This window comes from Corynebacterium frankenforstense DSM 45800 (assembly GCF_001941485.1).
Taxonomy (GTDB): Bacteria; Actinomycetota; Actinomycetes; order Mycobacteriales; family Mycobacteriaceae; genus Corynebacterium; species Corynebacterium frankenforstense.
Genome location: NZ_CP009247.1, coordinates 1,266,185 through 1,287,069, shown reverse-complemented (window position 1 = coordinate 1,287,069; position 20,885 = coordinate 1,266,185). Strand labels below are relative to the sequence as shown.

General features: G+C 71.9%; 16 protein-coding genes and 1 riboswitch. Of the genes, 9 read left to right on the top strand and 7 right to left on the bottom strand.

Going from position 1 to position 20,885, the window contains the following annotated elements; genetic code table 11:
* Positions 1–449: 449 nt before the first annotated feature.
* Complete coding sequence (locus CFRA_RS05565; RefSeq protein ID WP_075663806.1) at positions 450–971, bottom strand: Rv1476 family membrane protein; 522 nt, start codon at positions 969–971, stop codon at positions 450–452.
* Between the two features lie 297 nt (positions 972–1,268).
* Between CFRA_RS05565 and can the strand changes: the two genes are divergently transcribed.
* From can to CFRA_RS05550, 3 genes are all read left to right on the top strand, one after another.
* Positions 1,269–4,085: an aconitate hydratase gene (can, locus tag CFRA_RS05560; RefSeq protein WP_075663805.1), complete on the top strand. Its 2,817-nt coding sequence runs from the start codon at positions 1,269–1,271 to the stop codon at positions 4,083–4,085.
* Positions 4,086–4,231: 146 nt separating this feature from the next.
* Positions 4,232–4,795: a TetR/AcrR family transcriptional regulator gene (locus CFRA_RS05555; RefSeq protein ID WP_075663804.1), complete on the top strand. Its 564-nt coding sequence runs from the start codon at positions 4,232–4,234 to the stop codon at positions 4,793–4,795.
* 77 nt (positions 4,796–4,872) lie between these two features.
* Positions 4,873–5,646: a glutamine amidotransferase gene (locus CFRA_RS05550; protein WP_075663803.1), complete on the top strand. Its 774-nt coding sequence runs from the start codon at positions 4,873–4,875 to the stop codon at positions 5,644–5,646.
* 28 nt (positions 5,647–5,674) lie between these two features.
* On the opposite strand, the gene CFRA_RS05545 is transcribed toward CFRA_RS05550, so the two are convergent.
* Together CFRA_RS05545 and CFRA_RS05540 are read right to left on the bottom strand one after the other, a co-directional pair.
* Positions 5,675–6,367, bottom strand: a complete 693-nt coding sequence (locus CFRA_RS05545) for an SDR family oxidoreductase (protein ID WP_075663802.1) — start codon at positions 6,365–6,367, stop codon at positions 5,675–5,677.
* Positions 6,368–6,403: 36 nt separating this feature from the next.
* Entirely contained in the window at positions 6,404–7,264 is an 861-nt protein-coding gene (locus tag CFRA_RS05540) for a hypothetical protein (RefSeq protein ID WP_156887969.1), read from the bottom strand.
* Positions 7,265–7,367: 103 nt separating this feature from the next.
* On the opposite strand from CFRA_RS05540, the gene CFRA_RS05535 reads away from it, so the two are divergent.
* Complete coding sequence (locus CFRA_RS05535; protein ID WP_075663800.1) at positions 7,368–7,637, top strand: ACT domain-containing protein; 270 nt, start codon at positions 7,368–7,370, stop codon at positions 7,635–7,637.
* A 13-nt stretch (positions 7,638–7,650) separates the two neighbouring features.
* Positions 7,651–9,015, top strand: a complete 1,365-nt coding sequence (locus CFRA_RS05530) for a PFL family protein (RefSeq protein WP_075663799.1) — start codon at positions 7,651–7,653, stop codon at positions 9,013–9,015.
* A gap of 66 nt (positions 9,016–9,081) precedes the next feature.
* Here the strand turns inward: CFRA_RS05530 and CFRA_RS05525 are convergent, their stop codons facing one another.
* Together CFRA_RS05525 and CFRA_RS05520 are read right to left on the bottom strand one after the other, a co-directional pair.
* Positions 9,082–9,684: a hypothetical protein gene (locus CFRA_RS05525; RefSeq protein WP_075663798.1), complete on the bottom strand. Its 603-nt coding sequence runs from the start codon at positions 9,682–9,684 to the stop codon at positions 9,082–9,084.
* 255 nt (positions 9,685–9,939) lie between these two features.
* Positions 9,940–11,682 (bottom strand): AMP-binding protein, encoded by a 1,743-nt coding sequence (locus tag CFRA_RS05520; protein WP_083666862.1) that lies wholly within the window; start codon positions 11,680–11,682, stop codon positions 9,940–9,942.
* 292 nt (positions 11,683–11,974) lie between these two features.
* Positions 11,975–12,067: riboswitch (SAM riboswitch) on the top strand.
* Positions 12,068–12,072: 5 nt separating this feature from the next.
* On the opposite strand from CFRA_RS05520, the gene CFRA_RS05515 reads away from it, so the two are divergent.
* Together CFRA_RS05515 and metE are read left to right on the top strand one after the other, a co-directional pair.
* On the top strand, positions 12,073–13,200 hold the full coding sequence (locus CFRA_RS05515) for a methylenetetrahydrofolate reductase (RefSeq protein ID WP_075663796.1): 1,128 nt from the start codon (positions 12,073–12,075) through the stop codon (positions 13,198–13,200).
* 161 nt (positions 13,201–13,361) lie between these two features.
* Positions 13,362–15,725, top strand: coding sequence for a 5-methyltetrahydropteroyltriglutamate--homocysteine S-methyltransferase (metE, locus tag CFRA_RS05510; protein WP_075663795.1), 2,364 nt, complete (start codon positions 13,362–13,364; stop codon positions 15,723–15,725).
* Positions 15,726–15,901: 176 nt separating this feature from the next.
* Here metE and CFRA_RS05505 read toward each other — a convergent pair whose 3' ends face one another.
* Complete coding sequence (locus CFRA_RS05505; protein ID WP_075664901.1) at positions 15,902–17,008, bottom strand: pyridoxal-phosphate-dependent aminotransferase family protein; 1,107 nt, start codon at positions 17,006–17,008, stop codon at positions 15,902–15,904.
* Between the two features lie 50 nt (positions 17,009–17,058).
* Positions 17,059–18,690, bottom strand: a complete 1,632-nt coding sequence (locus CFRA_RS05500; RefSeq protein WP_075663794.1) for an ABC-F family ATP-binding cassette domain-containing protein — start codon at positions 18,688–18,690, stop codon at positions 17,059–17,061.
* A gap of 47 nt (positions 18,691–18,737) precedes the next feature.
* Between CFRA_RS05500 and CFRA_RS05495 the strand changes: the two genes are divergently transcribed.
* Positions 18,738–19,295 carry a hypothetical protein gene (locus CFRA_RS05495; protein WP_075663793.1) on the top strand — a complete coding sequence of 186 codons (558 nt, stop codon included), beginning with the start codon at positions 18,738–18,740 and terminating at the stop codon, positions 19,293–19,295.
* 71 nt (positions 19,296–19,366) lie between these two features.
* The gene (locus tag CFRA_RS05490; RefSeq protein ID WP_075663792.1) at positions 19,367–20,875 is read left to right on the top strand and encodes an FGGY-family carbohydrate kinase; all 1,509 of its coding nucleotides are present in this window, start codon (positions 19,367–19,369) and stop codon (positions 20,873–20,875) included.
* Positions 20,876–20,885: the final 10 nt, after the last annotated feature.

The window sequence follows — 20,885 nt, the reverse complement described above, 5'->3', positions numbered from 1 at the left end:
GCACCGCCCCGCGCGGCCGCCTCCGGCACAGGAGTGCTCCCCCGGCGTGACTGCCCCGATCCGTGAACGCGACGTGCTTCCCCACAGGTCCGTCCCACGACACCGGCGTGTCACAGCCGATTCGGAAGTGAATTCCTGCGACCGCGGGCGACCCGCGAGTCGATGACCAAACCATAGACCACGCGAGCCTCGAAAACCCCAGTGAGTCACACACGCCACAGAAGTAAAGTCCCCGGCCATGACCTGGTCGCGCCGCTGGCCTGCAGAAAAGGCGTTACGCCCGAGTAACGTGACGTTCATCACAAATAGTGTCACAGGCGTGTCACTGTCCGCTCTCGACCAGGTCAAGATGTAGATGCCGAGGCCGGCCGGTCACCACCCCGCGGCGCCGCGCCGGCGCCGCGGCGGCGACCACCGGGACGTCGTTAAGTAAAGCCGTGGAACTTGACCTAGTTCCGGACCCGGGCCGAGCGGTAGGCGGCGAACGCCGCGACGGCCAGGACGGCGAGGGCCACCAGGAGGATGAGGCCGGCTCCCGCGGCGCCGACGCCGGGGTCGCCGAGCTCGCCGGAGAAGGCGTCGACGGAGGCCGGGTAGTCGGGCTCGCCGACCATCGCCAGGGTCGCCTGGTCGAGCTCGGCGCGGGCCAGGCCCGTGTCCGGTGCACTGACCGCGCCCGCGCCCCCGGGCGCGCGCACGACGACGGTGCCCGGGCCGGCCATCCCCTCATGTCCCGTCTCTCCCGCCCCGAGCGCGTTCAGGGTGTCCTGCGCGAGATCGCGCAGCGAGGGCACCTGCGCCGGCGTCTCGTCGACGACGACGAGCCCCAGCCCGCCCTCGACGTCGGAGGCGGCGACCGCGTCGCGCAGGGCGCCGACGAAGGCCGGGTCGTCCGCGCCGGCGCCGACGACGGCGACACCGTCGTCGACGAGATCGGCGGCGAGCTCAGCGGCGGGCGGGGTCTGGGCCATGGCGGGACCTCTTCACTGGGGGTAGCTGGATATATGAGGAACGGCGTCCCCGTTCCCCACGGACGCCCCACAGCATATCGGGCATCGGCCCCGCACGAACGGGGGTGGCCGAAAAGGTGGTTGCGCGCGTCACGCTCGCAAATAGGACGGTTGTACTGTTAGCCTGAGACTCGACGGCCAATCGCGCCGCCGGTGCTAGTAGAATCATTTCCAGCGGACCTCGTGAACTGCCGGACTCCGGCTCCGGCCACGAGACAGTCCTCACATTTCGATATCCCGCGAGAAACGGAGCTCACTGTGACCGCAAGCAAGAACTCCTTCGACGCCCAGCGCACCCTCGAGGTGGGCGACAAGGAGTACCAGTACTTCGCTCTCGATGCCGTCCCCGGCATGGAGAAGCTGCCGTACTCCCTGAAGGTTCTCGGCGAGAACCTGCTGCGCACGGAGGACGGCAAGAACGTCACCGCCGACCACATCAAGGCCCTGGCGAACTGGGACCCGACCGCCGAGCCGGACACGGAGATCCAGTTCACCCCGGCCCGCGTGCTCATGCAGGACTTCACCGGCGTGCCCTGCGTGGTCGACCTCGCCACCATGCGTGAGGCCGTCTCCACGCTCGGCGGCGACCCGGACCAGGTCAACCCGCTGAACCCGGCCGAGATGGTCATCGACCACTCCGTCATCGTCGAGGCCTTCGGCAGCGACGACGCCCTGCAGAAGAACGTCGAGATCGAGTACCAGCGCAACGAGGAGCGCTACCAGTTCCTGCGCTGGGGCTCGGAGAACTTCTCCAACTTCCGCGTCGTGCCCCCGGGAACCGGCATCGTCCACCAGGTCAACATCGAGTACCTGGCCCGCGTCGTCTTCGACAACGAGGGCGTCGCCTACCCGGACACCTGCATCGGCACCGACTCCCACACCACCATGGAGAACGGCCTGGGCATCCTGGGCTGGGGCGTCGGCGGCATCGAAGCCGAGGCGGCCATGCTGGGCCAGCCGGTCTCCATGCTCATCCCGAAGGTCGTCGGCTTCAAGCTCACCGGTGAGATCCCGGTCGGCGTGACCGCCACCGACGTCGTGCTGACCATCACCGAGATGCTGCGCGAGCACGGCGTGGTCCAGAAGTTCGTCGAGTTCTACGGCAACGGCGTCAAGTCGGTGCCGCTGGCCAACCGCGCCACCATCGGCAACATGTCCCCGGAGTTCGGCTCCACCTGCGCGATCTTCCCGATCGACGAGGAGACCACCAAGTACCTGCGCCTGACCGGCCGCCCGGAGGAGCAGATCGAGCGCGTCGAGGCCTACGCCAAGGCCCAGGGCATGTGGCTGGACGAGGACTCCCCCGAGGCCGAGTACTCCGAGTACCTCGAGCTGGACCTGTCCACCGTCGTGCCGTCGATCGCCGGCCCGAAGCGCCCGCAGGACCGCATCCTGCTCAACGAGGCGAAGGACACCTTCCGCGAGCAGCTGTCCACCTTCACCGACGACCCGATCTGCGAGGACGACTCCACCGAGGCCGTCAAGATGGCCGCCGAGGGCAACGCCCCCGAGGAGCAGGACGAGGACGTCCTGCCGGAGACCTACAACTCCTCCGCCGAGGGCCACGGCGAGTCCGTCGCCGTCGGTTCCAAGGGCCGCCACTCGCACCCGGTGACCGTCAAGTCCCCGCGCGGCGGCGAGTACACCCTGGACCACGGCATGGTCGCCATCGCGTCGATCACCTCGTGCACCAACACCTCCAACCCGTCCGTGATGATCGGCGCCGGCCTGATCGCCCGCAAGGCCGCCGCCAAGGGCCTGCGCGCCAAGCCGTGGGTCAAGACCATCTGTGCGCCGGGTTCCCAGGTCGTCGACGGCTACTACAAGCGCGCCGACCTCTGGAAGGACCTCGAGGCCCTGGGCTTCTACCTCTCGGGCTTCGGCTGCACCACCTGCATCGGCAACTCCGGCCCGCTGCCGGACGAGGTCTCCCAGGCGATCAACGACAACGACCTGACCGCCACCGCGGTGCTCTCCGGTAACCGCAACTTCGAGGGCCGCATCTCGCCGGACGTGAAGATGAACTACCTCGCGTCCCCGATCCTGGTCATCGCCTACGCGATCGCCGGCACCATGGACTTCGACTTCGAGACCCAGCCGCTGGGCCAGGACCAGGACGGCAACGACGTCTACCTGAAGGACATCTGGCCCTCCCCCGCCGAGATCGAGGACACCATCCAGCAGGCGATCTCCCGCGAGCTGTACGTCCAGGACTACGCGGACGTGTTCAAGGGCGACAAGCAGTGGCAGGAGCTCGACGTCCCCGAGGGCGAGACCTTCGACTGGGACCCGGACTCCACCTACATCCGCAAGGCGCCCTACTTCGACGACATGCCCGTCGAGCCGGAGCCCGTCAAGGACATCCACGGCGCCCGCGTCCTGGCCAAGCTGGGCGACTCGGTCACCACCGACCACATCTCCCCGGCCTCCTCGATCAAGCCCGGCACCCCGGCCGCCCAGTACCTGGACGCCAACGGGGTCGAGCGCAAGGACTACAACTCCCTGGGCTCCCGCCGCGGCAACCACGAGGTCATGATGCGCGGCACCTTCGCCAACATCCGCCTGCAGAACCAGCTGGTGGACGTCCAGGGCGGCTACACCCGCGACTTCACCCAGGAGGGCGGCCCGCAGGCCTTCATCTTCGACGCCTGCCAGAACTACAAGGCCGCCGGCACCCCGCTGGTCGTCATCGCCGGCAAGGAGTACGGCACCGGCTCCTCGCGTGACTGGGCCGCCAAGGGCACCAACCTGCTGGGCGTCAAGGCCGTGATCACCGAGTCCTTCGAGCGCATCCACCGCTCGAACCTGATCGGCATGGGCGTGATCCCGCTGCAGTTCCCGGAGGGCGAGTCCCACGAGTCCCTGGGCCTGGACGGCACGGAGACCTTCGACATCACCGGCATCGAGGAGCTCAACGACTCGATCCCGTCGACGGTCCACGTCACCGCCACCAAGGAGAGCGGCGAGACCGTCGAGTTCGACGCCACCGTGCGCATCGACACCCCCGGTGAGGCGGAGTACTACCGCCACGGCGGCATCCTGCAGTACGTGCTGCGTCAGATGGCCGCCAACTAGGCCGGCCCCGGCCGTGGCCTGACGGGACCCGCACCGCGGGCCCGTCGCCCGGGCGGGGAGGCGAGGTGACCGCCTCGCCTCCCCGCCCGTTTTCCCTTTGCGCCCGATTACCCCTTCACCCGAGACCCGAAAGGTCGTGCCGTCATATGCCCGTGGTCAGCGACGAGGAACTCGCGCGGCGTCGCCGCGAGATCCTGGAGGGCGCCCGCGTGTGCTTCGCGCGCCACGGATACGAGGGTGCGACCGTGCGCCGGCTCGAGGAGGCCACGGGCAAGTCCCGCGGCGCGATCTTCCACCACTTCGGCGACAAGGAGTCGCTCTTCCTGGAGATCGCCCACCAGGACGCCGTGCGCCAGGCCGAGGTCGTCGCCCGCGACGGCCTGGTCGCCGTCATGCGCGACCTGATCCACCACCCCGAGCGCCACGACTGGCTGGTCACCCGCGTCGAGATCTCCCGTCTGCTGCGCACCGACGCCGGCTTCCGCGCCCGCTGGGAGAAGCACCAGGAGGTCCTCGACCGGGCCGTGCGCGAGCGCTTCGAGCAGCGCGACGTCGCCGAGCGCATGCGCACCGACGTCCCCGTCGCGGTGCTGACGACCTACCTGGAGACCGTCCTCGACGGGCTGATCGCCCGGCTGGCCTCCGGCGGCTCGGCCGAGGGCTTCGACACCGTGCTCGACCTCGTCGAGGAGTCCGTGCGCCACCGCTGAGCGGGGCGGGCGCGACACGCGCATGTAATAGACCGCTTGGTTCGGAAAATGCCGGTCGCCTGTGTAGACTGCTTGGTATGCTTCCGTTCCTGCTGCTCTCCCCGCGCCGCAGCCCCGCCGTGGCCGGCGCCGAATACCGCGATTTCCTCCGTGCCGCGGGCCTGGAGGAGGAGCAGCTGGTCCACCGAATGCTCGACTCGGAGAACTCCCGGCTGGGGGATCTGCGCGGCTTTTCCGGCGTCTTCGTCGGCGGCTCGGACCTGAACGTCACCGACGCCCCGCACAGCCGCTGGCAGCAGAACGTCAACGTCCAGCTCGCCGGGCTGCTCGCCGCGCCGGTGCCCGTGCTCTCCGTCTGCTACGGCGGCTCCGCGATCGCGCGGTCCACCGGCGGCGAGATCGGGCGCACCCACCCGGAGAACGCCGGGGCCACCACCGTCGAGCTCACCGCGGCCGGAAAGTCTGACCCCGTCTTCGGCGCGCTGCCGGCGACCTTCACCGCGCTGACCGGCCACACCGAGAACATCACCGCGCTCGGGCCTGCCGCCACGCTGCTGGCGACCGGCCCCTCCTGCCCCGTGCAGGCCGTGCGCTACGGCGAGCGGCTGTGGACCTGCCAGTTCCACAGCGAGATGGACGCCGACGCCATGCGCGTGCGCATGGGCTTCTTCCACGGCCACGGCTACTACGACGACGCCGAGTTCGACGCCATCGTCTCCGGCCTGCCGCTGGTGGACACCTCGGCCCCGCGCACGCTGCTGCGCTCCTTCGTCGCCCACGCCGCCGCCGACGCCGCGCGCCGGCAGGCGCGCGACCACACCGACGCGCACGTGCCCGCCCTCGTGGGCTAGGCGCGGGCGTCGGAAAGCGGGGTCTCAGTCAGGCGCCGAAGTCCGCCCCGGCGACCGGCCCGTCGCCGTCGACGAAGGCGAAGCGCGCGGCGTGCGGGAAGTCCGCGCGCCCGGCGGCCTCGACGATGACGTCGGCGACCAGCTCGCGGGACGTCTCGGCGGCCGCACCCGCCTCGTCCGGGATCGGCTCGAGACCCCGGTCCGGCTCCAGGGTGAGCACGCCCGGGGCGAGCACCAGGTGGTCGAAGGGCACGCCGGAGGCCAGGCGCTCGTCGACGGCCTGCTTGGCCTCCCCGTAGGCGTGCATGCCGTGGCCCTCGCCCCAGGGGTTGTGCAGCGAGCCGGCGTAGGAGACGAGGATCAGCCGCGGCGCGTCCGCACCGAGCTCCTCGAGAGCCGCCACCAACGCCAGCGCGGCGTCGCGGTCGACGGCGTAGGTCGCCTCGGCGCCGCCCTTCCCACCGGCGCCGGCGGACCAGACGACGACGTCGTGGCCCGAGACGAGCTCGCGCCACTGCGCGGCGTCGAGCGCGGTGATGTCGGCGAGGTGCGCGGTGGCGCCGAGCTTCTCGACGTCGCGGGCCTGCTCGGCCGCGCGGATCACTGAGGTGACCCGGTCGCCGCGGGCGACGAGCTTCGGGGTGGCCAGGAGGGCGACCTTGCCGTGGCCGCCGATGACCAGGACGTTGCGGGGGCTGTCTGTCTGTGTCGTCTGCGTCATGGCCCCACCCTACGTACCGGGCGCGCCGACGGCCCGCTAGTCCCCCGGGCCCAGCAGGCCGACCTTTTCGAGCGCGGCGCGCGCCCGGCGGGCGCCGATCAGCGGGTCGAGGGCGAGGGTCTCCTCCTCGTCGCCGGCGAGGTAGCGCACGATCGTCCAGCCGTTGTCGGCGTCGTCGACGTCGTCCTTCTCTTCACCGTAGGGCCCCTTGGCGAAGACCACCTTCGAGAGCAGCCCGTCGGACTTCATGCGCAGCAGGCACCCCCTGCAGTCCTTCTCGAAGGGCCGGCCGTCGTGCAGGATCCCGGCCACGGGGACATCGGCGATGATCGCCGAGTACTCGTCGGACTCGTCGCCGCCGAAGAGCGTGCGCATGGTCGTCGTGTGGAAGCCGCGGCAGGTCACCGCGCCGGTGCGGAAGGCCGCGTAGCGCAGCCGCCCGTCCGCCCACGCTGTGTCCAGGGCGCGGCGCAGGCGCGTGATCTCGCTCAGCCTGCCGACGTTCTCGCGCAGCCCGAACGCCGAGCAGATCGAGAACGCGGGCACGAAGACCAGGAAGCACAGCACGCGCATCCACACGTCGTCGTCGAGGAAGATGAGGAAGACCGTGATCGCGACCGCGATGAGCGCGATCAGGGTCCACATGCCGATCCGCCACAGCGCCGAGCGCCGCCGCCGGGCGGTCGAGGACGGCGCGCCGGAGCGCCCCTCGGCCAGCGCGAGCTCGAGGTCCGTGCGGGGCACCGCCGCCCCGTCGCCCGGGGTGCCCTCCTCGACGGCCACGGTCAGCTTCCCGTCGGCCCAGGTCTCCTGCGCACCCCAGAGCCAGCGGTGGAAGAACCGCTCGCCCCGGCGGGTGAAGCGGCCCCGCCTGCCTGTGCCCCGCGTCATTTCCATGACCTCATCTTTGCACGCGCGCCCCGCGACCGCCCCCGCCGCGCCCCCGCTCCCCCATCCTGTGTGGGGGCGGCCCCCGTGGCCCCGGGTAAGGTCCTTGACCATGTACGCGATCATGACCGTCACCGGTGCGGACCACACCGGAATCATCGCGGGCGTCACCGCCGCGCTCGCCGAGCAGAAGATCAACATCCTCGACGTCTCCCAGACCATCATGGAGCGCTGGTTCACCATGATCCTGCGCGTCGAGTTCGACGACGCCGCCACGGGCATCGAGGCGATCCAGGAGCGCATGGGCGCGGTGGAGAAGGAGCAGAACCTGGTCATCCGCATCCAGTCCGAGGCCCTGTTCTCCGCGGTCAACGAGATTTAGGAGGCCGCGCCCCATGGCTCTGACACTGAACGCGGCCAACATCCTCGACACCATCGAGATGATCGAGAAGTACCGCCTCGACATCCGCACGGTCACGATGGGCATCTCGCTGCTCGACTGCGCGCGCCCGACGATGGCCGAGACCGCCCGCGCCGTCCACGACAAGGTCGTCGGCCAGGCGAAGGACCTCGTGTCCACCTGCGAGGCGATCAGCTCCGAGCTGGGCGTGCCGATCGTCAACAAGCGCATCTCGGTCACCCCCGTCTCGCTGGTCACCGCCGCGGCCGAGGGCGACCCGGTCGAGGTCGCCCGCGCGCTCGACGCGGCGGCCAAGGAGGTCGGCGTCAACTTCATCGGCGGCTACTCCGCCCTGGTGGAGAAGGGCGCGACGACCTCCGAGCGCCGCCTGATCCGTTCGCTGCCGACCGCCCTGTCCGAGACGGACGTCGTCTGCGGCTCGGTCAACGTCGCCTCCTCGCGCGCCGGCATCAACATGGACGCCGCCCGCGCGATGGGCGAGGTGGTCAAGGAGGCCGCCGCACTGACCGCCGACGACAGCGCGATCGCCTGCGCCAAGCTCGTCGTCTTCGCCAACGCCGTCGGCGACAACCCCTTCATGGCCGGCGCCTTCCACGGCGTCGAGGAGCCGGACTGCGTCGTCTCCGTCGGCGTCTCCGGCCCCGGCGTGGTCGACCGCGCGCTCGGCTCCCTGGAGGGCGCGAGCCTCGACCAGGTCGCCGAGGAGATCAAGAAGGCCGCCTTCAAGATCACCCGTACCGGCCAGCTCGTGGGCAACATGGCCGCCGAGCGCCTGGGCGTGCCCTTCGGCATCGTGGACCTCTCGCTGGCCCCGACCGCCGAGGTCGGCGACTCCGTGGCCCAGATCCTCGAGCACATGGGCCTGGACCAGGTGGGCACGCACGGCACCACCGCCGCGCTCGCCCTGCTCAACGACGCGGTCAAGAAGGGCGGCATGATGGCCTGCTCGCGCGTCGGCGGGCTGTCCGGCTCCTTCATCCCGGTCTCCGAGGACCGCGGCATGATCGACGCCGTGCGCGCCGGCACGCTGCGCATCGAGAAGCTCGAGGCGATGACCTCGATCTGCTCGGTCGGCCTGGACATGATCGCGATCCCGGGCGACACCACCGCCGAGACCATCGCGGCGATCATCGCCGACGAGTCCGCCATCGGCATGATGAACCATAAGACCACCGCCGTGCGCGTCATCCCGGTGCCGGGCACGGAGCCCGGCGACGACGTCAACTTCGGCGGCCTGCTCGGCCACGCGCCGGTCATCGACGTCAACCAGGTCGCGGCGACCGAGTTCATCCACCGCGGCGGGTTCATCCCGGCGCCGGTGCACGGCTTCCGCAACTAGCGCCCGATTGACGACGCCGCGCGGATCGCCCCCGGCGGTTCCGCGCGGCGTCGCGCGCGTCGCCGGCTAGCGGCCGGTCGGCTCCTGCGGTACGTCCGGTTCCCCACCGTTCCCCGGCTCCTCACGATCCTCGGCGGCGGCGTGGCCTCCCTGCGCGGCAGAGCCGTCGGCGTCCTCGTCCGCCGGCGGCGCGGGCCGCGCGAAGGACTGGGCCGCGGCGATCGCGTCGGTGCGGCGGCGCACGCTCTTGACGACCGCCGCCGCGACGGCGATGACCACCGCCGAGCCGATCAGCGCGCCGATCAGGAGGATCCTCCCGAGTGTCGACTCCGCAGAGTTGTCACGGGGAATCAGGAACAGAGACGGCACAAAGACCGCCGCCACGCCGCAGAAGGCGGCGACGGCGCCGCCGGCGACCTGCCGGCCCTCCCGCGGCCAGCGGATGCCGCAGAAGAGCATCGCGGCGGGCACCACCAGGGCCGCCCGCGATCCCAGGAGCCCTGCGACGAACATGACCGCGAGGTAGAGCCTGTGCTCGAGCAGCCCCACATTCGACGGCTCGCGGTCGAGCTTGCGGTACTCGACCACCGCCCAGACGACCACCGCGGCGGTGAACACCATCGCGAACCCGTTGAGCAGATACGAGAAGAAGACCGCCACGGCGATCACCTGTCTTTCCTGTGTACGAGCGTGAGTACCACGGCGGCGCGTGCCGGCAGTATCCCGCAGAAGGCCCACGCCCACGGCGGGCCGATGCCTCACTGCGCGGCGTCCCCGCCGGTCTGGAAGAGGTCCCGGCGAGGATCAGCGCCGAGCCGAGAGCCGAGCCGGGATTCGCCGGGACGTCTCCTTCGCGGGGTGACATTTGCCACTGAAACTAGCGCACTTCGCGCCGGCCGGCTACCCCTTCGACCGGCCCACCGGCTACCCCTCCGCGTCGGCGGTCTGCGGCAGCAGCCGCGGCACGACCTTGCCCGCGTCATTGCGCGGCAGTTCGTCGAGCCAGACGACGCGGTCGGGCAGGTTGTGCTCGGCGAGGTTCGCGCGCACCAGCTCGCGCAGCGCGTCCTCGTCCAGCGCGCGGCCGGCCTCGTTGTCGGCGCGCACGAGGTAGCAGTCCAGACGCGACATGATCTCGCCGCGCACGCCCTTGACGTAGACGTCCGCCACGGCCTCCTGCTCGCCCAGGAACTCCTCGAGCTCGCGGGGGTAGACGTTCTCGCCGCCCTTGATGACCATGTCGTCGGCGCGGCCGCGCACGTGCAGGAAACCCTGCTCGTCGAAGAAGCCGAGATCGCCGGTGGAGAGCATGCGCCCGCGCACCGTCGTGGCGTCCTTCGCCGAGAGGTAGCCCTGCATCGACTCGGAGTTCGCCGAGTAGATCGTGCCCACCCGGCCGGCGGGCACCTTCTCGCCGTCGTCGTCCAGGATCGCGATGCGCACCCCGGGGGCGACGGTGCCGGCGCGGTCGGGGTCCTCGGCGAGCTCCTGCGCACCGGCCACCGCGACGGGACCGTGCTCGGTGGAGCCGTAGAAGTTGCAGGTGACCACGCCGAAGCGGGCGTTGAGGTCGCGGGTCAGGTGCGGCGGGAGCGCATTGCCGGAGGAGACGATGAACTCGACCGACCCGCCGACGCGCCCGTCGGCCGCACCATCCGTCCCGGAGACCGCGGCCTCGGCGACGGCGTCGTCGAAGGCGCCGGTCAGGTCGCGCAGGAAGACCGCCGCGGAGATCACGCCGGTGACCTTGTACCGGGTGATGTCCGCCATCGCCTCGTGGGCGTCGAAGTGGCGGCGCAGGACCATGGTTGAGGCGGTGGCGAAGACCAGGTTGAGGTTGAGCCAGCCCCAGGCGTGGAAGAGCGAGGCGGTCAGCTGAATGACGCCGCCCGGGCGCCACGGCACCTTGGGGAAGATCGAGCCGATGACCTGCGGGCTGCGCGGCACGCCGCGCACCACGCCCTTCGGCCGGCCGGTGGTGCCCGAGGACATGATCACCGTCGGGTTCTGCTTCGGGTGGAAGGGCAGGTGCGGGCGGCGCTCGACGGACTCGATCGCCGTGCCGTAGCTGACCGGGGCGCGTCCGCCGAAGCGCAGGTCGCGCAGCTTCTCGGGCACCCCGTCCTCGGAGCCGTGACCCACGATCAGCGGGGTCGCGCCGTCGGCGAAGCCCTCGGCGTGGTCAGCGTCGGCGACGACGGCCTTGGCCCGGTACTCGTCGGCGGTGCGGCGCAGCTGCGCGGCCGAGGACATCGGATTCATCACCATCGCCACGGCACCGAGATAACCGCAGGCCAGCATGGTGATCACCGGCACCCGTGAATTGCGGGCCACCAGGGCCACGCGGTCGCCCTCCCCCACCCCGTGGGCACGCAGGGCGGCGGCGAAGCGGCGCGACCGCTCGCGCAGCTCGGCGTAGGTCAGCTCGCCGACCTCGTCGATGACCGCCGTGCGGCGCGGGCGCCCCGCGGCCGCGCCCTCCATCAGGGAGGCCATCGAGAAGCCCCACCGCGCCAGGTTGCCCGCCAGCGTCACGTAGTAGCCGGGGCCGGCGATCCGCGCGTAGTCGGTGCGCAGGTAGGACGGCACACCGGCGACGAGCTGACGCGCCAGGTCCCGCACCGGGACGGCGAGGTCGAGCGGACGTTCCACCAGAGGACTGGCCATGTGAACCTTTCTTCGTCTGTGACGGGGCGGGCCCGGGGACGGGCCCGTGCCCGGACCATCATCCCGCGGCGGGGGAATGTTACGTTCCCCTGCCAGACTACCTTCGCGGGCCCGCCCGCCCGGCGCACCGCGCCGGGGGGGGCCACGCCCACCGGGACAGGTGCGCCGACCGCGACCGGCGGGACGTCGGCAATTGAACGCCGGATATTTTTATTCACCTGATGAGCTGGGGTTTTGTTCCCCTGCGCTGAAGGTGCTTCCGGTCACTCCGCGGGTGTCCTAGGCTGATCGGCACCTATTCAGAGCGGCCGAGAGACCCGGCTCGATGACGCCGCAGCAACCCCCAGAGCCCTGGAACGGTGCTAACGCCGAGGTTCGATAGGAACCCCCATGCCAACAGGACTTCTCTACTCCGACTACCGGCCAGGCACGCCGACGGAGCACCCGACGGTGTCCTTCGAGCTGTACCCGCCGCGCAATCCGTCCAAGGTGTCGGGCATCTGGGCCGGCGTGAACAAGCTGGCCACCGCCCGTCCCGACTACGTCTCCGTGACCTACGGGGCCGGCGGATCCGGCGGCGACACCCGTGACACCTCGGTGCAGGTGCTGCTCAACATGATCGACCGCCACCCCGGTCTGCCCGCCGTCGCACACCTGACCTGCCTGGGCTCCACCCCGGCGGAGATGACGCTGATCATCCGGCTGCTGCTGCGCGCCGGGGTCCGCGACTTCCTCGCGCTGCGCGGCGACCCGCCGGCCGACGACCCGGACTACTCGCCCACCCCGGGCACGCTCACCCACGCCGCCGAGCTGGTCGAGCTGATCCGCGAGATCGCCGCCGACGAGCTGCCCCACGGCGTGGGCACCGGCCCCGGCGGCTCCGGGGCGGCCACGGCCCCGGTGACCGAGGACTACGTCTCCATCGGCGTCGCCGCCTACCCCGCCTCCCGCGGGGCGAGGCGCGACGGCGACCTGGCCGCGCTGACCGACAAGGCCCGCGCCGGTGCCGACTTCGCGATCACCCAGGTCTTCTACGACCCCGAGGACTACATCTCGCTGGTGCGCGAGCTCGCCTTCACCGGCGTGCGCCTGCCGATCGTCCCCGGCATCCTGCCCCTGCACGATCTGCGTCGACTCCGGGCCATGGAACGCCTGGCGGGTATCCCCGTGCCGGCGGCGCTCGAGGAGATCCACGCGACCGCCGACCCGGTGCTGCGCGTGCGCCGCGCCCTCGGCGCGACCGCCCAGCTGATGACGCGGGTCCTCGACGCCGGCGCGCCGGGGGTGCACCTCTACACGTTCAACCGACCGCGGCCGACCCTCGACCTGCTCGAGTACCTGCGCGCCGCCGGCTACCTGAGCCACCACGCCTCCGCGGTGACGGGCCTGCCCGGCACCGCGGGCGCGCTCGGCGGCGCCGTGCCGGCCCGCCGGGAGGCCCACCGCATCGCCCGCGGCCGGGCCGTGGACAGCGAGCTGGTCGGTCTGGCCCTCGGGCGCCTGACCCCCGCGGTCTGAGTCGCCCGCGGTCCGGTCGTCCACGGTCTGATCGTCCACGGTCTGATCGTCCACGGATCGAACAACCAGAGAAGCACGCCCCGGGGTGCGACCCCGAAACCCAACGCCGAGCCCGGCTGCAACCTCAACACACCTTCAACCCCTGAAAGGCCCCTTAACCCATGTCCGCCAACTTCCCCGCCGCCACCGTCCTCGGCTACCCGCGCATCGGCGCGGACCGCGAGCTCAAGTTCGCCCTCGAGAAGGCCTGGTCCTCCGACTCCCCCGCCGAGACCGAGGCCCTGCGCGCCACCGCCGACGAGCTGCGCAAGACCCGCACCGCCCGCCTGCGGCAGCTGGGCCTGAAGGCTCCGGCCGCCGTGCCGGAGGACTTCTCCTACTACGACCAGGTGCTCGACATCGTCATCGCCGCCGGTGCCGTGCCCGCCCGCTTCGCCGCCGAGGCCGAGGCCCTGCGCGCCGCGAAGGCCGACCCGGAGGCCGCCGCCGCGCTCGCCGCGCAGTTCACCGTCGCCCGCGGCGAGGGCGACCGCGCCGCGCTCGAGATGACCAAGTGGTTCGACTCCAACTACCACTACCTGGTCCCCGAGATCGGCCCGGAGACGGAGCTCGCCTACAACGGCTCGCCGCGCGTGGCCGCCGCCCGCGCCCTCGGCGGGGCCGTGCGCCCCGTGCTCGTCGGCCCCGTCACCTTCCTGGCGCTGGCCAAGCCCACCGAGGAGGCCGGCGCCGGCTACAACCCGCTGGACCGCCTCGACGACCTCGTCGCCGTCTACGCCGAGCTGCTCGCCGAGCTCGCCGACGCCGGCGTCGAGTGGGTCCAGTTCGACGAGCCCGCCCTGGTCACCGACCGCCACCGCACCCCGCAGGACCGCGGCGAGCTGCTCGCCGCCCTCGAGCGCGCCTACACGACGCTCTCCGACGCCGCGCCGAAGCTCGCCGTCGTGCTCTCCTACGGCCACGCCGAGGACGCCGTCGACGTGCTGGCCGAGAAGACCTCGGTGGAGGCCGTCGGCGTCGACCTGGTCCGCGGCCGCGAGCCGGAGGCCGACACCCTGGCCCGCTGGTCCAAGTCGCTCTCCGGGCGCACCCTGATCGCCGGCGCGGTCTCCGGCCGCAACATCTGGCGCGCCGACCTGGACGCCAAGCTCGCCCAGCTGGTGCGCATCCGCACCGGCCTCGGCGACCAGGTGGCCCTGTCGGTGTCCACCTCGACCTCCCTGCAGCACGTGCCGCAGGACGTCGAGCGCGAGACCGGCATCGACCCGGAGATCCGCTCCTGGCTGGCCTTCGCCGACCAGAAGGTCCGCGAGACCGCGGTCTTGGCCGCCGCGCTGGCCGAGGGCGAGGAGTCCGTCGCCGACGAGTTCGCCGTGGCCCGCGAGGCGCTGCGCACCCGCGCCGACCACCCGGGCGTCAAGCGGGCCGAGGTGCGCGAGGCCACCGCCGCCGTCACCGACGCCGACCGCCGCCGCTCCCCCTACGAGCAGCGCCGCGCCGCCCAGGAGAAGGCCCTCGACCTGCCGCTGCTGCCGACGACGACCATCGGCTCCTTCCCGCAGACCGGCGAGATCCGCAAGACCCGCGCGGCCTTCCGCAAGGGGAACATCGACGAGGCCGCCTACACCGAGGCGATGAACGCGGAGATCGAGAAGGTCATCCGCGCCCAGGAGGAGATCGGCCTCGACGTCCTCGTCCACGGCGAGCCCGAGCGCAACGACATGGTGCAGTACTTCTGCGAGCACTTCGACGGCTGCCTGGCCACCACGCACGGCTGGGTGCAGTCCTACGGTTCGCGCTGCACCCGCCCGTCGGTGCTGTGGGGCGACATCTCGCGCCCGGAGGCGATCACCGTGCCGTGGTCCTCCTACGCCCAGTCGCTGACCGACAAGCCGGTCAAGGGCATGCTCACCGGCCCGGTGACCATCATGGCCTGGTCCTTCGTCCGCGAGGACATCGCCTGGGGCGAGGTCGCCGACCAGATCGGCCTGGCCCTGCGCGCCGAGGTCGCCGACCTCGAGGCCGCCGGCATCGGCGTCATCCAGGTCGACGAGCCGGCCATCCGCGAGCTGCTGCCGCTGCGCGCCGAGGACCGCGAGGACTACCTGGCCTGGTCCGTCGGCTCCTTCCGCCTGGCCACCTCGGGTGCGGCCGATCAGACCAGCATCCACACCCATCTGTGCTACTCCGACTTCGCCACCATCGTCGACGCGATCGACCGCCTCGACGCGGACGTGACCAGCGTGGAGGCCTCCCGCTCGCGGCTGAAGGTACTGCCGGCCCTGGCCGAGCACGGCTTCGAGCGTGGCCTGGGGCCGGGCGTGTGGGACATCCACTCCGCGCGCGTGCCCTCGCAGGACGAGGTCCGCGGCCTGATCGACATCGCCGTCGACGCCCTCGACCCGCGCCAGGTCTGGGTCAACCCGGACTGCGGCCTGAAGACCCGCGCCTGGCCCGAGACCACGGCGACGCTAAAGAACCTCGTCGCCGCCGCCGCGGAGGTGCGTGAGCGCCTGCAGAAGTAGGGGCTTCTGAATCGGCCCGCTCCCGCGGGCCACGCCCAGGCCCGTTCCTGCGGGCCACGCCCATCCCCCGGGCACGGCGAAAGGCCGGAGCGAGATGCTCCGGCCTTTTCCTTTCGGGTCATCTGGTGGCGGTCCGCGTCAGCGGACCGCCACGCGCCAGCAGGTGACCAATCGCGTCAGCGGACCGCCGCGATGGCCTCCTTGAGCGCGCCCAGGATGAGCGGCACGGAGGCCGGCTGGGCGTTCGGGCCCATCAGGCCGATGCGCCAGACGCTGTCGGTGTAGGCGCCCACGCCGGCGCCGATCTCGATGTCGAAGTGCTCGAGCAGGTACGAACGCACGGCGGCGTTGTCCACGCCCTCGGGCACCTTGACCGTGGTCAGGTCCGGCAGGCGGTGGCCCTCGGCGGCGAAGAGCTCGAGGCCCATCTCCTCCAGGCCGGCCTGCAGCGCCGCACCGGCCGCGCGGTGGCGGGCGATGACGTTGTCCAGGCCCTCGTCGAGGATGCGGGTGATCGCCGCGCCCAGGGAGACGACCATGCCGGTCGGGGCGGTGTGGTGGTAGGTGCGCTTCGAGCCGGTGGCCTCGCCGGCGTAGCCGCCGAGCATGCCCAGGTCCAGGTACCAGGAGCGCGGGTGCTCCACGCGGCGCTCCCAGGCGCGGTCGGAGACGGTGAAGGGAGCCAGGCCCGGGGCCACGCCGAGGCACTTCTGGGTGCCGGCGTAGCCGATGTCGATGCCCCACTCGTCGGCCTTGAGCTCGACGCCGGCGATGGCGGTCACGGCGTCGACGAGCAGCAGGGCGTCGCCCTTGCGCCGGCCGATCTCGGCGATGTCGCTGGCGACACCGGTGGAGGTCTCGGCGTAGACGACGGCGATGATCTTCGGGTCGGGGTGCGCCTCGGTCAGTTTGACCGGGTCGACGGGGGTGCCCCACTCGAAGTCGACGCGCACGACCTCTGCCCCCATGCGGGAGGCGACGTCGCACATGCGCTCGCCGAAGAGCCCGTTGACGCCGACGACGACCACGTCGCCGGGCTCGACGAAGTTGACGAAGGCGGCCTCCATGCCGCCGGAGCCGGTGGTCGACAGCGGCAGGGTGCGGGCGTTCTCGGTGCCCCACAGGGTGCGCAGTCCCGCGCAGACCTCGTCCATCTCGGCGATGAACTCGGGGTCGAGGTGGCCGAGCAGCGGGCGGGTCAGCGCCGTGGTGGCCTCCGGGTAGGGGTTGCACGGCCCGGGGCCGAAGAGGTGACGGGAAACGAAGTGTGACGGGGAACTCATGGCCACCAGTGTGGCACCGGACACGCCCGCGTGCACACCCGGGGGTGGCGTCAGGCGAGTTCGACGAGCTCCATGTAGTCGTCGCTCCAGAGGTCCTCGGTGCCGTCGGGCAGCACGATGACCCGCTCGGGCTCGAGCGCGCGCACGGCGCCCGGGTCGTGGGTGACCAGCACGACGGCACCGGTGTAGGTGCGCAGCGCGTCGAGGACCTGCTCGCGGGAGACGGGGTCGAGGTTGTTCGTCGGCTCGTCGAGCAGCAGCACGTTCGCCCGCGAGCTGACCAGCGCGGCCAGCGCCAGGCGGGTCTTCTCGCCGCCGGAGAGCGTGCCGGCGGGCTGCTCGAGCTTCTCGCCGGAGAACATGAACGCGCCGAGCAGGGTGCGCAGCTCCTGCTGGTAGACGTCCGGGCAGGCGGCCACCGTGTTCTCCCAGACGGTCTTGTCCGGGTCGATGGTGTCGTGCTCCTGGGCGAAGTAGCCGATCTTCAGCCCGTGGCCGCCGACCACGCCGCCCTCGCCGTCGGTGCGCTCCACCCCGGCGAGCAGCTTGAGCAGCGTGGTCTTGCCCGCACCGTTGAAGCCGAGGACGACCACCCGCGAGCCGCGGTCCACGGCCAGGTCCACCCCGGCGAAGACCTCGAGCGAGCCGTACATCTTGGTCAGGCCGGTGGCCATCAGCGGGGTCTTGCCGCAGGGGGCGGGCTCCGGGAAGGAGATGTGGGCGACCTTGTCGGCCACGCGGACCTCGTCGAGCTCGCCCATCATGCGGTCGGCGCGGGCGGCCATCTGCTTGGCGGCGCGCGCCTTGGTGGCCTTCGCGCCCAGCTTGGCGGCCTGGGTGCGCAGCGCGGAGGCCTTCTTCTCCGCGTTGGCGCGCTCGCGGCGCCGGCGGGCCTCGTCGGTGGCGCGGGCGTCCTTGTACTTGGCGAAGCCCATGTTGTAGACGTCGGCCTCGCCGCGCACGGCGTCGAGGTACCAGACCTTGTTGCACACGGCGTCGAGCAGCTCGACGTCGTGCGAGATCATGATCAGCCCGCCCTCGTGGCGCGCCAGGAAGCTGCGCAGCCAGCCGATGGAGTCGGCGTCCAGGTGGTTGGTCGGCTCGTCGAGGAGCAGCGTGGTGGCCGACTTGCCGGAGCCGGCGGTGGCGGCGAAGAGGATCTGCGCGAGCTCCACGCGGCGGCGCTGGCCACCCGAGAGGGTCTTCAGCGGCTGGTCCAGGATGCGGGCGGGCAGGCCGAGGTTGTCGCAGATCTGCGCGCACTCGGCGGCGGCCTCGTAGCCGCCGAGGGCGTGGTAGCGCTCCTCGAGGCGGGAGTACTTCGAGATCGCGGAGTCGCGCTTGCGCTCGTCCTCCGTGGTCTCCATGATCTCCTGCTGGCGCTCCATCGAGGTGCGGATGCGGTCCAGCCCGCGGGCGGAGAGCACGCGGTCACGTGCCGACTGGTCGATGTTGCCCTCGCGGGAGTCCTGCGGCAGGTAGCCGATCTCGCCCGCCCGGTCGACGGAGCCGCCGTAGGGCTCGGTCTCGCCGGCGAGGATGCGCATCGTCGTCGTCTTGCCGGCGCCGTTGCGCCCGACCAGGCCGATCCGGTCGCCCGGCTGCACGCGCAGCTGGTCGCCGGGGGCGGTCAGCAGGGTGCGGGCTCCGACGCGTACCTCGAGATCATGAGTGACAATCACGCCGAGACATCCTAACAACCGGGCCCGCGTCCTCTATCATCGGCGGCATGGGTCACGCCAGCAGAACCGGCGCCTCCGCCCACGGCACGGGTGTCGAGGGCCGGGAGTACGTCATCCGCTACAGCCTCAACGCCTACCAGCACGGTTCCATGGTCGGCCGCTTCGCCGGCGAGCCGTCGCAGGCGGACGTGCGCTCGTTCCTGGCGGGCTACTCCATCGACGCCGCGAAGCTTTCCGACGTCTCGGTGACCGCCGTCCCCGACTTCCGGCACCGTCGGCCGGCGGGCGGCGCCCCGGCGCCGCAGCGCCGGGCCCCGCAGTCGCGTCCGACGCCGCGACCCTCCCGGGCCGCCGGCTCCCCCGCCGATTCCCCGGCTGCCGGCGCACAGCCCCCGCAGCCCCCGCACTCCGCGCAACCCCCGCAGCCGCGGCCGAATCCCGGTCGTTCCCGGGCCGCGTGGGCGGGGCCCGCGCAGCCCGCCGCAGCGGGCGCGCAGCGGGGTGGCGCGGGACGTCGGCAATCGAACTACCCGGCCCAGCCGCAGGGCCTCACCTTCGACGACCTGCGCCGCGCCGCGCGCGAGGCCCGCGAGGCGCTGCGCTGAACCGGTAGAATCGCCCCGACGGGCGCCGTCCGCCCGCACGGCGCACAACGACCGGGAGGAGCACAGCAGTCATGTCCCTGAGATGTTTCGTCGGACTGGACGTGGGGACCTCGAGCACCAAGGCGGTCCTCGTCGCCGTGGAGACCGGGGAGGTGCTGCGCACGGTGACCCGGTCGCACGAGGTGCGCCGGGGCGCCGCCGGGCTCGTCGAGATGGACCAGGAGATCTGGTGGGACGAGTTCCGCTCGATCTACCCGGAGCTGACCGCCGCGGTCGAGGGCGTGGAGCCCGGGATCGCCGGCATCGGGGTCTCCGGGATGGGCCCGTGCGTGGCCGTCACCGACGCCGACGACCACCCGATCGCCCCCTCCGCGCTCTACGGCGTGGACGCCCGGGCGCGCGAGCAGATCGACGCCCTGGCCGCGCGCTTCGGCCAGGACGAGCTCCTCGCCCGGTACGACTCGCAGCTGACCACGCAGGCCGGCGGGCCGAAGCTGGTCTGGTTCGCCGAGCACCACCCGGAGGACTTCGCGGAGCCGACCCGTCTCTACATGCCCTCGAGCGCGCTGATCCGCAAGCTGACCGGCGAGTACGTCCTCGACCGGCAGTCGGCGAGCCAGTGCACCCCGCTCTACGACCCCGAGACCTGCGAGTGGGACGAGGAGATGTGGCGGGCCCTCTCCCCCGGCACGATCCCGCCGCGGCTCGGCTGGAGCGACGAGATCTGCGGGCACACGCGTACCCGGGAGGATCTCCCGGCGCTGGCCGCCGGGATCCCCGTGACCTTCGGCACCGTCGACGCGTGGGCCGAGCAGGAGTCGGTGGGCGCGGTCGCCGACCACGAGCTGTTCCTCATGTACGGCACCACCCTGTTCCTCGTGGCCAACTCCACGCGCCGGGCGCGCCACCCCGCGATGTGGGGCACGACGGGCACCCGGGCGGGCATGCGCAACCTGGCCGGGGGCCTGGCGACCTCCGGCTCCCTGACCGACTGGATGCGGCGGATCACCGGCGAGGACGACTACTCGGTGCTCACCGCGGAGGCCGCCGAGGTGGCCCCGGGGTGTGACGGGCTGATGGTGCTGCCCTACTTCGCCGGCGAGCGCACCCCCGTGCAGGACCCGGACGCGCGCGGGATCATCGCGGGCCTGACCCTCGACCACACCCGCGCGCACCTCTACCGGGCGATGCTCGAGGGCACGGCGCTGGCGGTGCGGCACAACATCGAGGTGATGGAGGCCGCGGGCCTGCGCATCGACACCATCGCCTGCGCCGGCGGCGGGGTGACCTCGGACCTGTGGCCGCAGATCGTCTCGGACGTGACCGGGCGGGCCCAGGTACGCCGCCGCCACCACGTCGGCGCGGCGCTCGGCGACGCGTTCCTGGTCGCCCGGGCGCTCGGCGAGGTGGAGTCGATCGACCCGTGGAACCCCGTGGAGTACGTCTTCGAGCCGCGGACCAGCGACGCCGTGGACTACGACCGCCGCTACGCCGACTACCGCGCGCTCTACGAGCGCACGACCGAAATCGCCCACCACCTGGCCGCCGACGGCGAGGCGGCCGGCGGCGCCGAGGACTGAGCGGGCGCGC

What these genes read in the sequence shown, in the direction of transcription:
- CFRA_RS05555 (WP_075663804.1), top strand. Translation starts at nt 4,232, where the DNA reads ATGCCCGTGGTCAGCGACGAGGAACTCGCGCGGCGTCGCCGCGAGATC.
- CFRA_RS05565 (WP_075663806.1), bottom strand. Translation starts at nt 971, where the DNA reads ATGGCCCAGACCCCGCCCGCCGCTGAGCTCGCCGCCGATCTCGTCGAC.
- CFRA_RS05490 (WP_075663792.1), top strand. Translation starts at nt 19,367, where the DNA reads ATGTCCCTGAGATGTTTCGTCGGACTGGACGTGGGGACCTCGAGCACC.
- CFRA_RS05540 (WP_156887969.1), bottom strand. Translation starts at nt 7,264, where the DNA reads ATGGAAATGACGCGGGGCACAGGCAGGCGGGGCCGCTTCACCCGCCGG.
- CFRA_RS05520 (WP_083666862.1), bottom strand. Translation starts at nt 11,682, where the DNA reads ATGGCCAGTCCTCTGGTGGAACGTCCGCTCGACCTCGCCGTCCCGGTG.
- CFRA_RS05535 (WP_075663800.1), top strand. Translation starts at nt 7,368, where the DNA reads ATGTACGCGATCATGACCGTCACCGGTGCGGACCACACCGGAATCATC.
- CFRA_RS05505 (WP_075664901.1), bottom strand. Translation starts at nt 17,008, where the DNA reads ATGAGTTCCCCGTCACACTTCGTTTCCCGTCACCTCTTCGGCCCCGGG.
- CFRA_RS05545 (WP_075663802.1), bottom strand. Translation starts at nt 6,367, where the DNA reads ATGACGCAGACGACACAGACAGACAGCCCCCGCAACGTCCTGGTCATC.
- CFRA_RS05530 (WP_075663799.1), top strand. Translation starts at nt 7,651, where the DNA reads ATGGCTCTGACACTGAACGCGGCCAACATCCTCGACACCATCGAGATG.
- CFRA_RS05495 (WP_075663793.1), top strand. Translation starts at nt 18,738, where the DNA reads ATGGGTCACGCCAGCAGAACCGGCGCCTCCGCCCACGGCACGGGTGTC.
- metE (WP_075663795.1), top strand. Translation starts at nt 13,362, where the DNA reads ATGTCCGCCAACTTCCCCGCCGCCACCGTCCTCGGCTACCCGCGCATC.
- CFRA_RS05550 (WP_075663803.1), top strand. Translation starts at nt 4,873, where the DNA reads ATGCTTCCGTTCCTGCTGCTCTCCCCGCGCCGCAGCCCCGCCGTGGCC.
- CFRA_RS05515 (WP_075663796.1), top strand. Translation starts at nt 12,073, where the DNA reads ATGCCAACAGGACTTCTCTACTCCGACTACCGGCCAGGCACGCCGACG.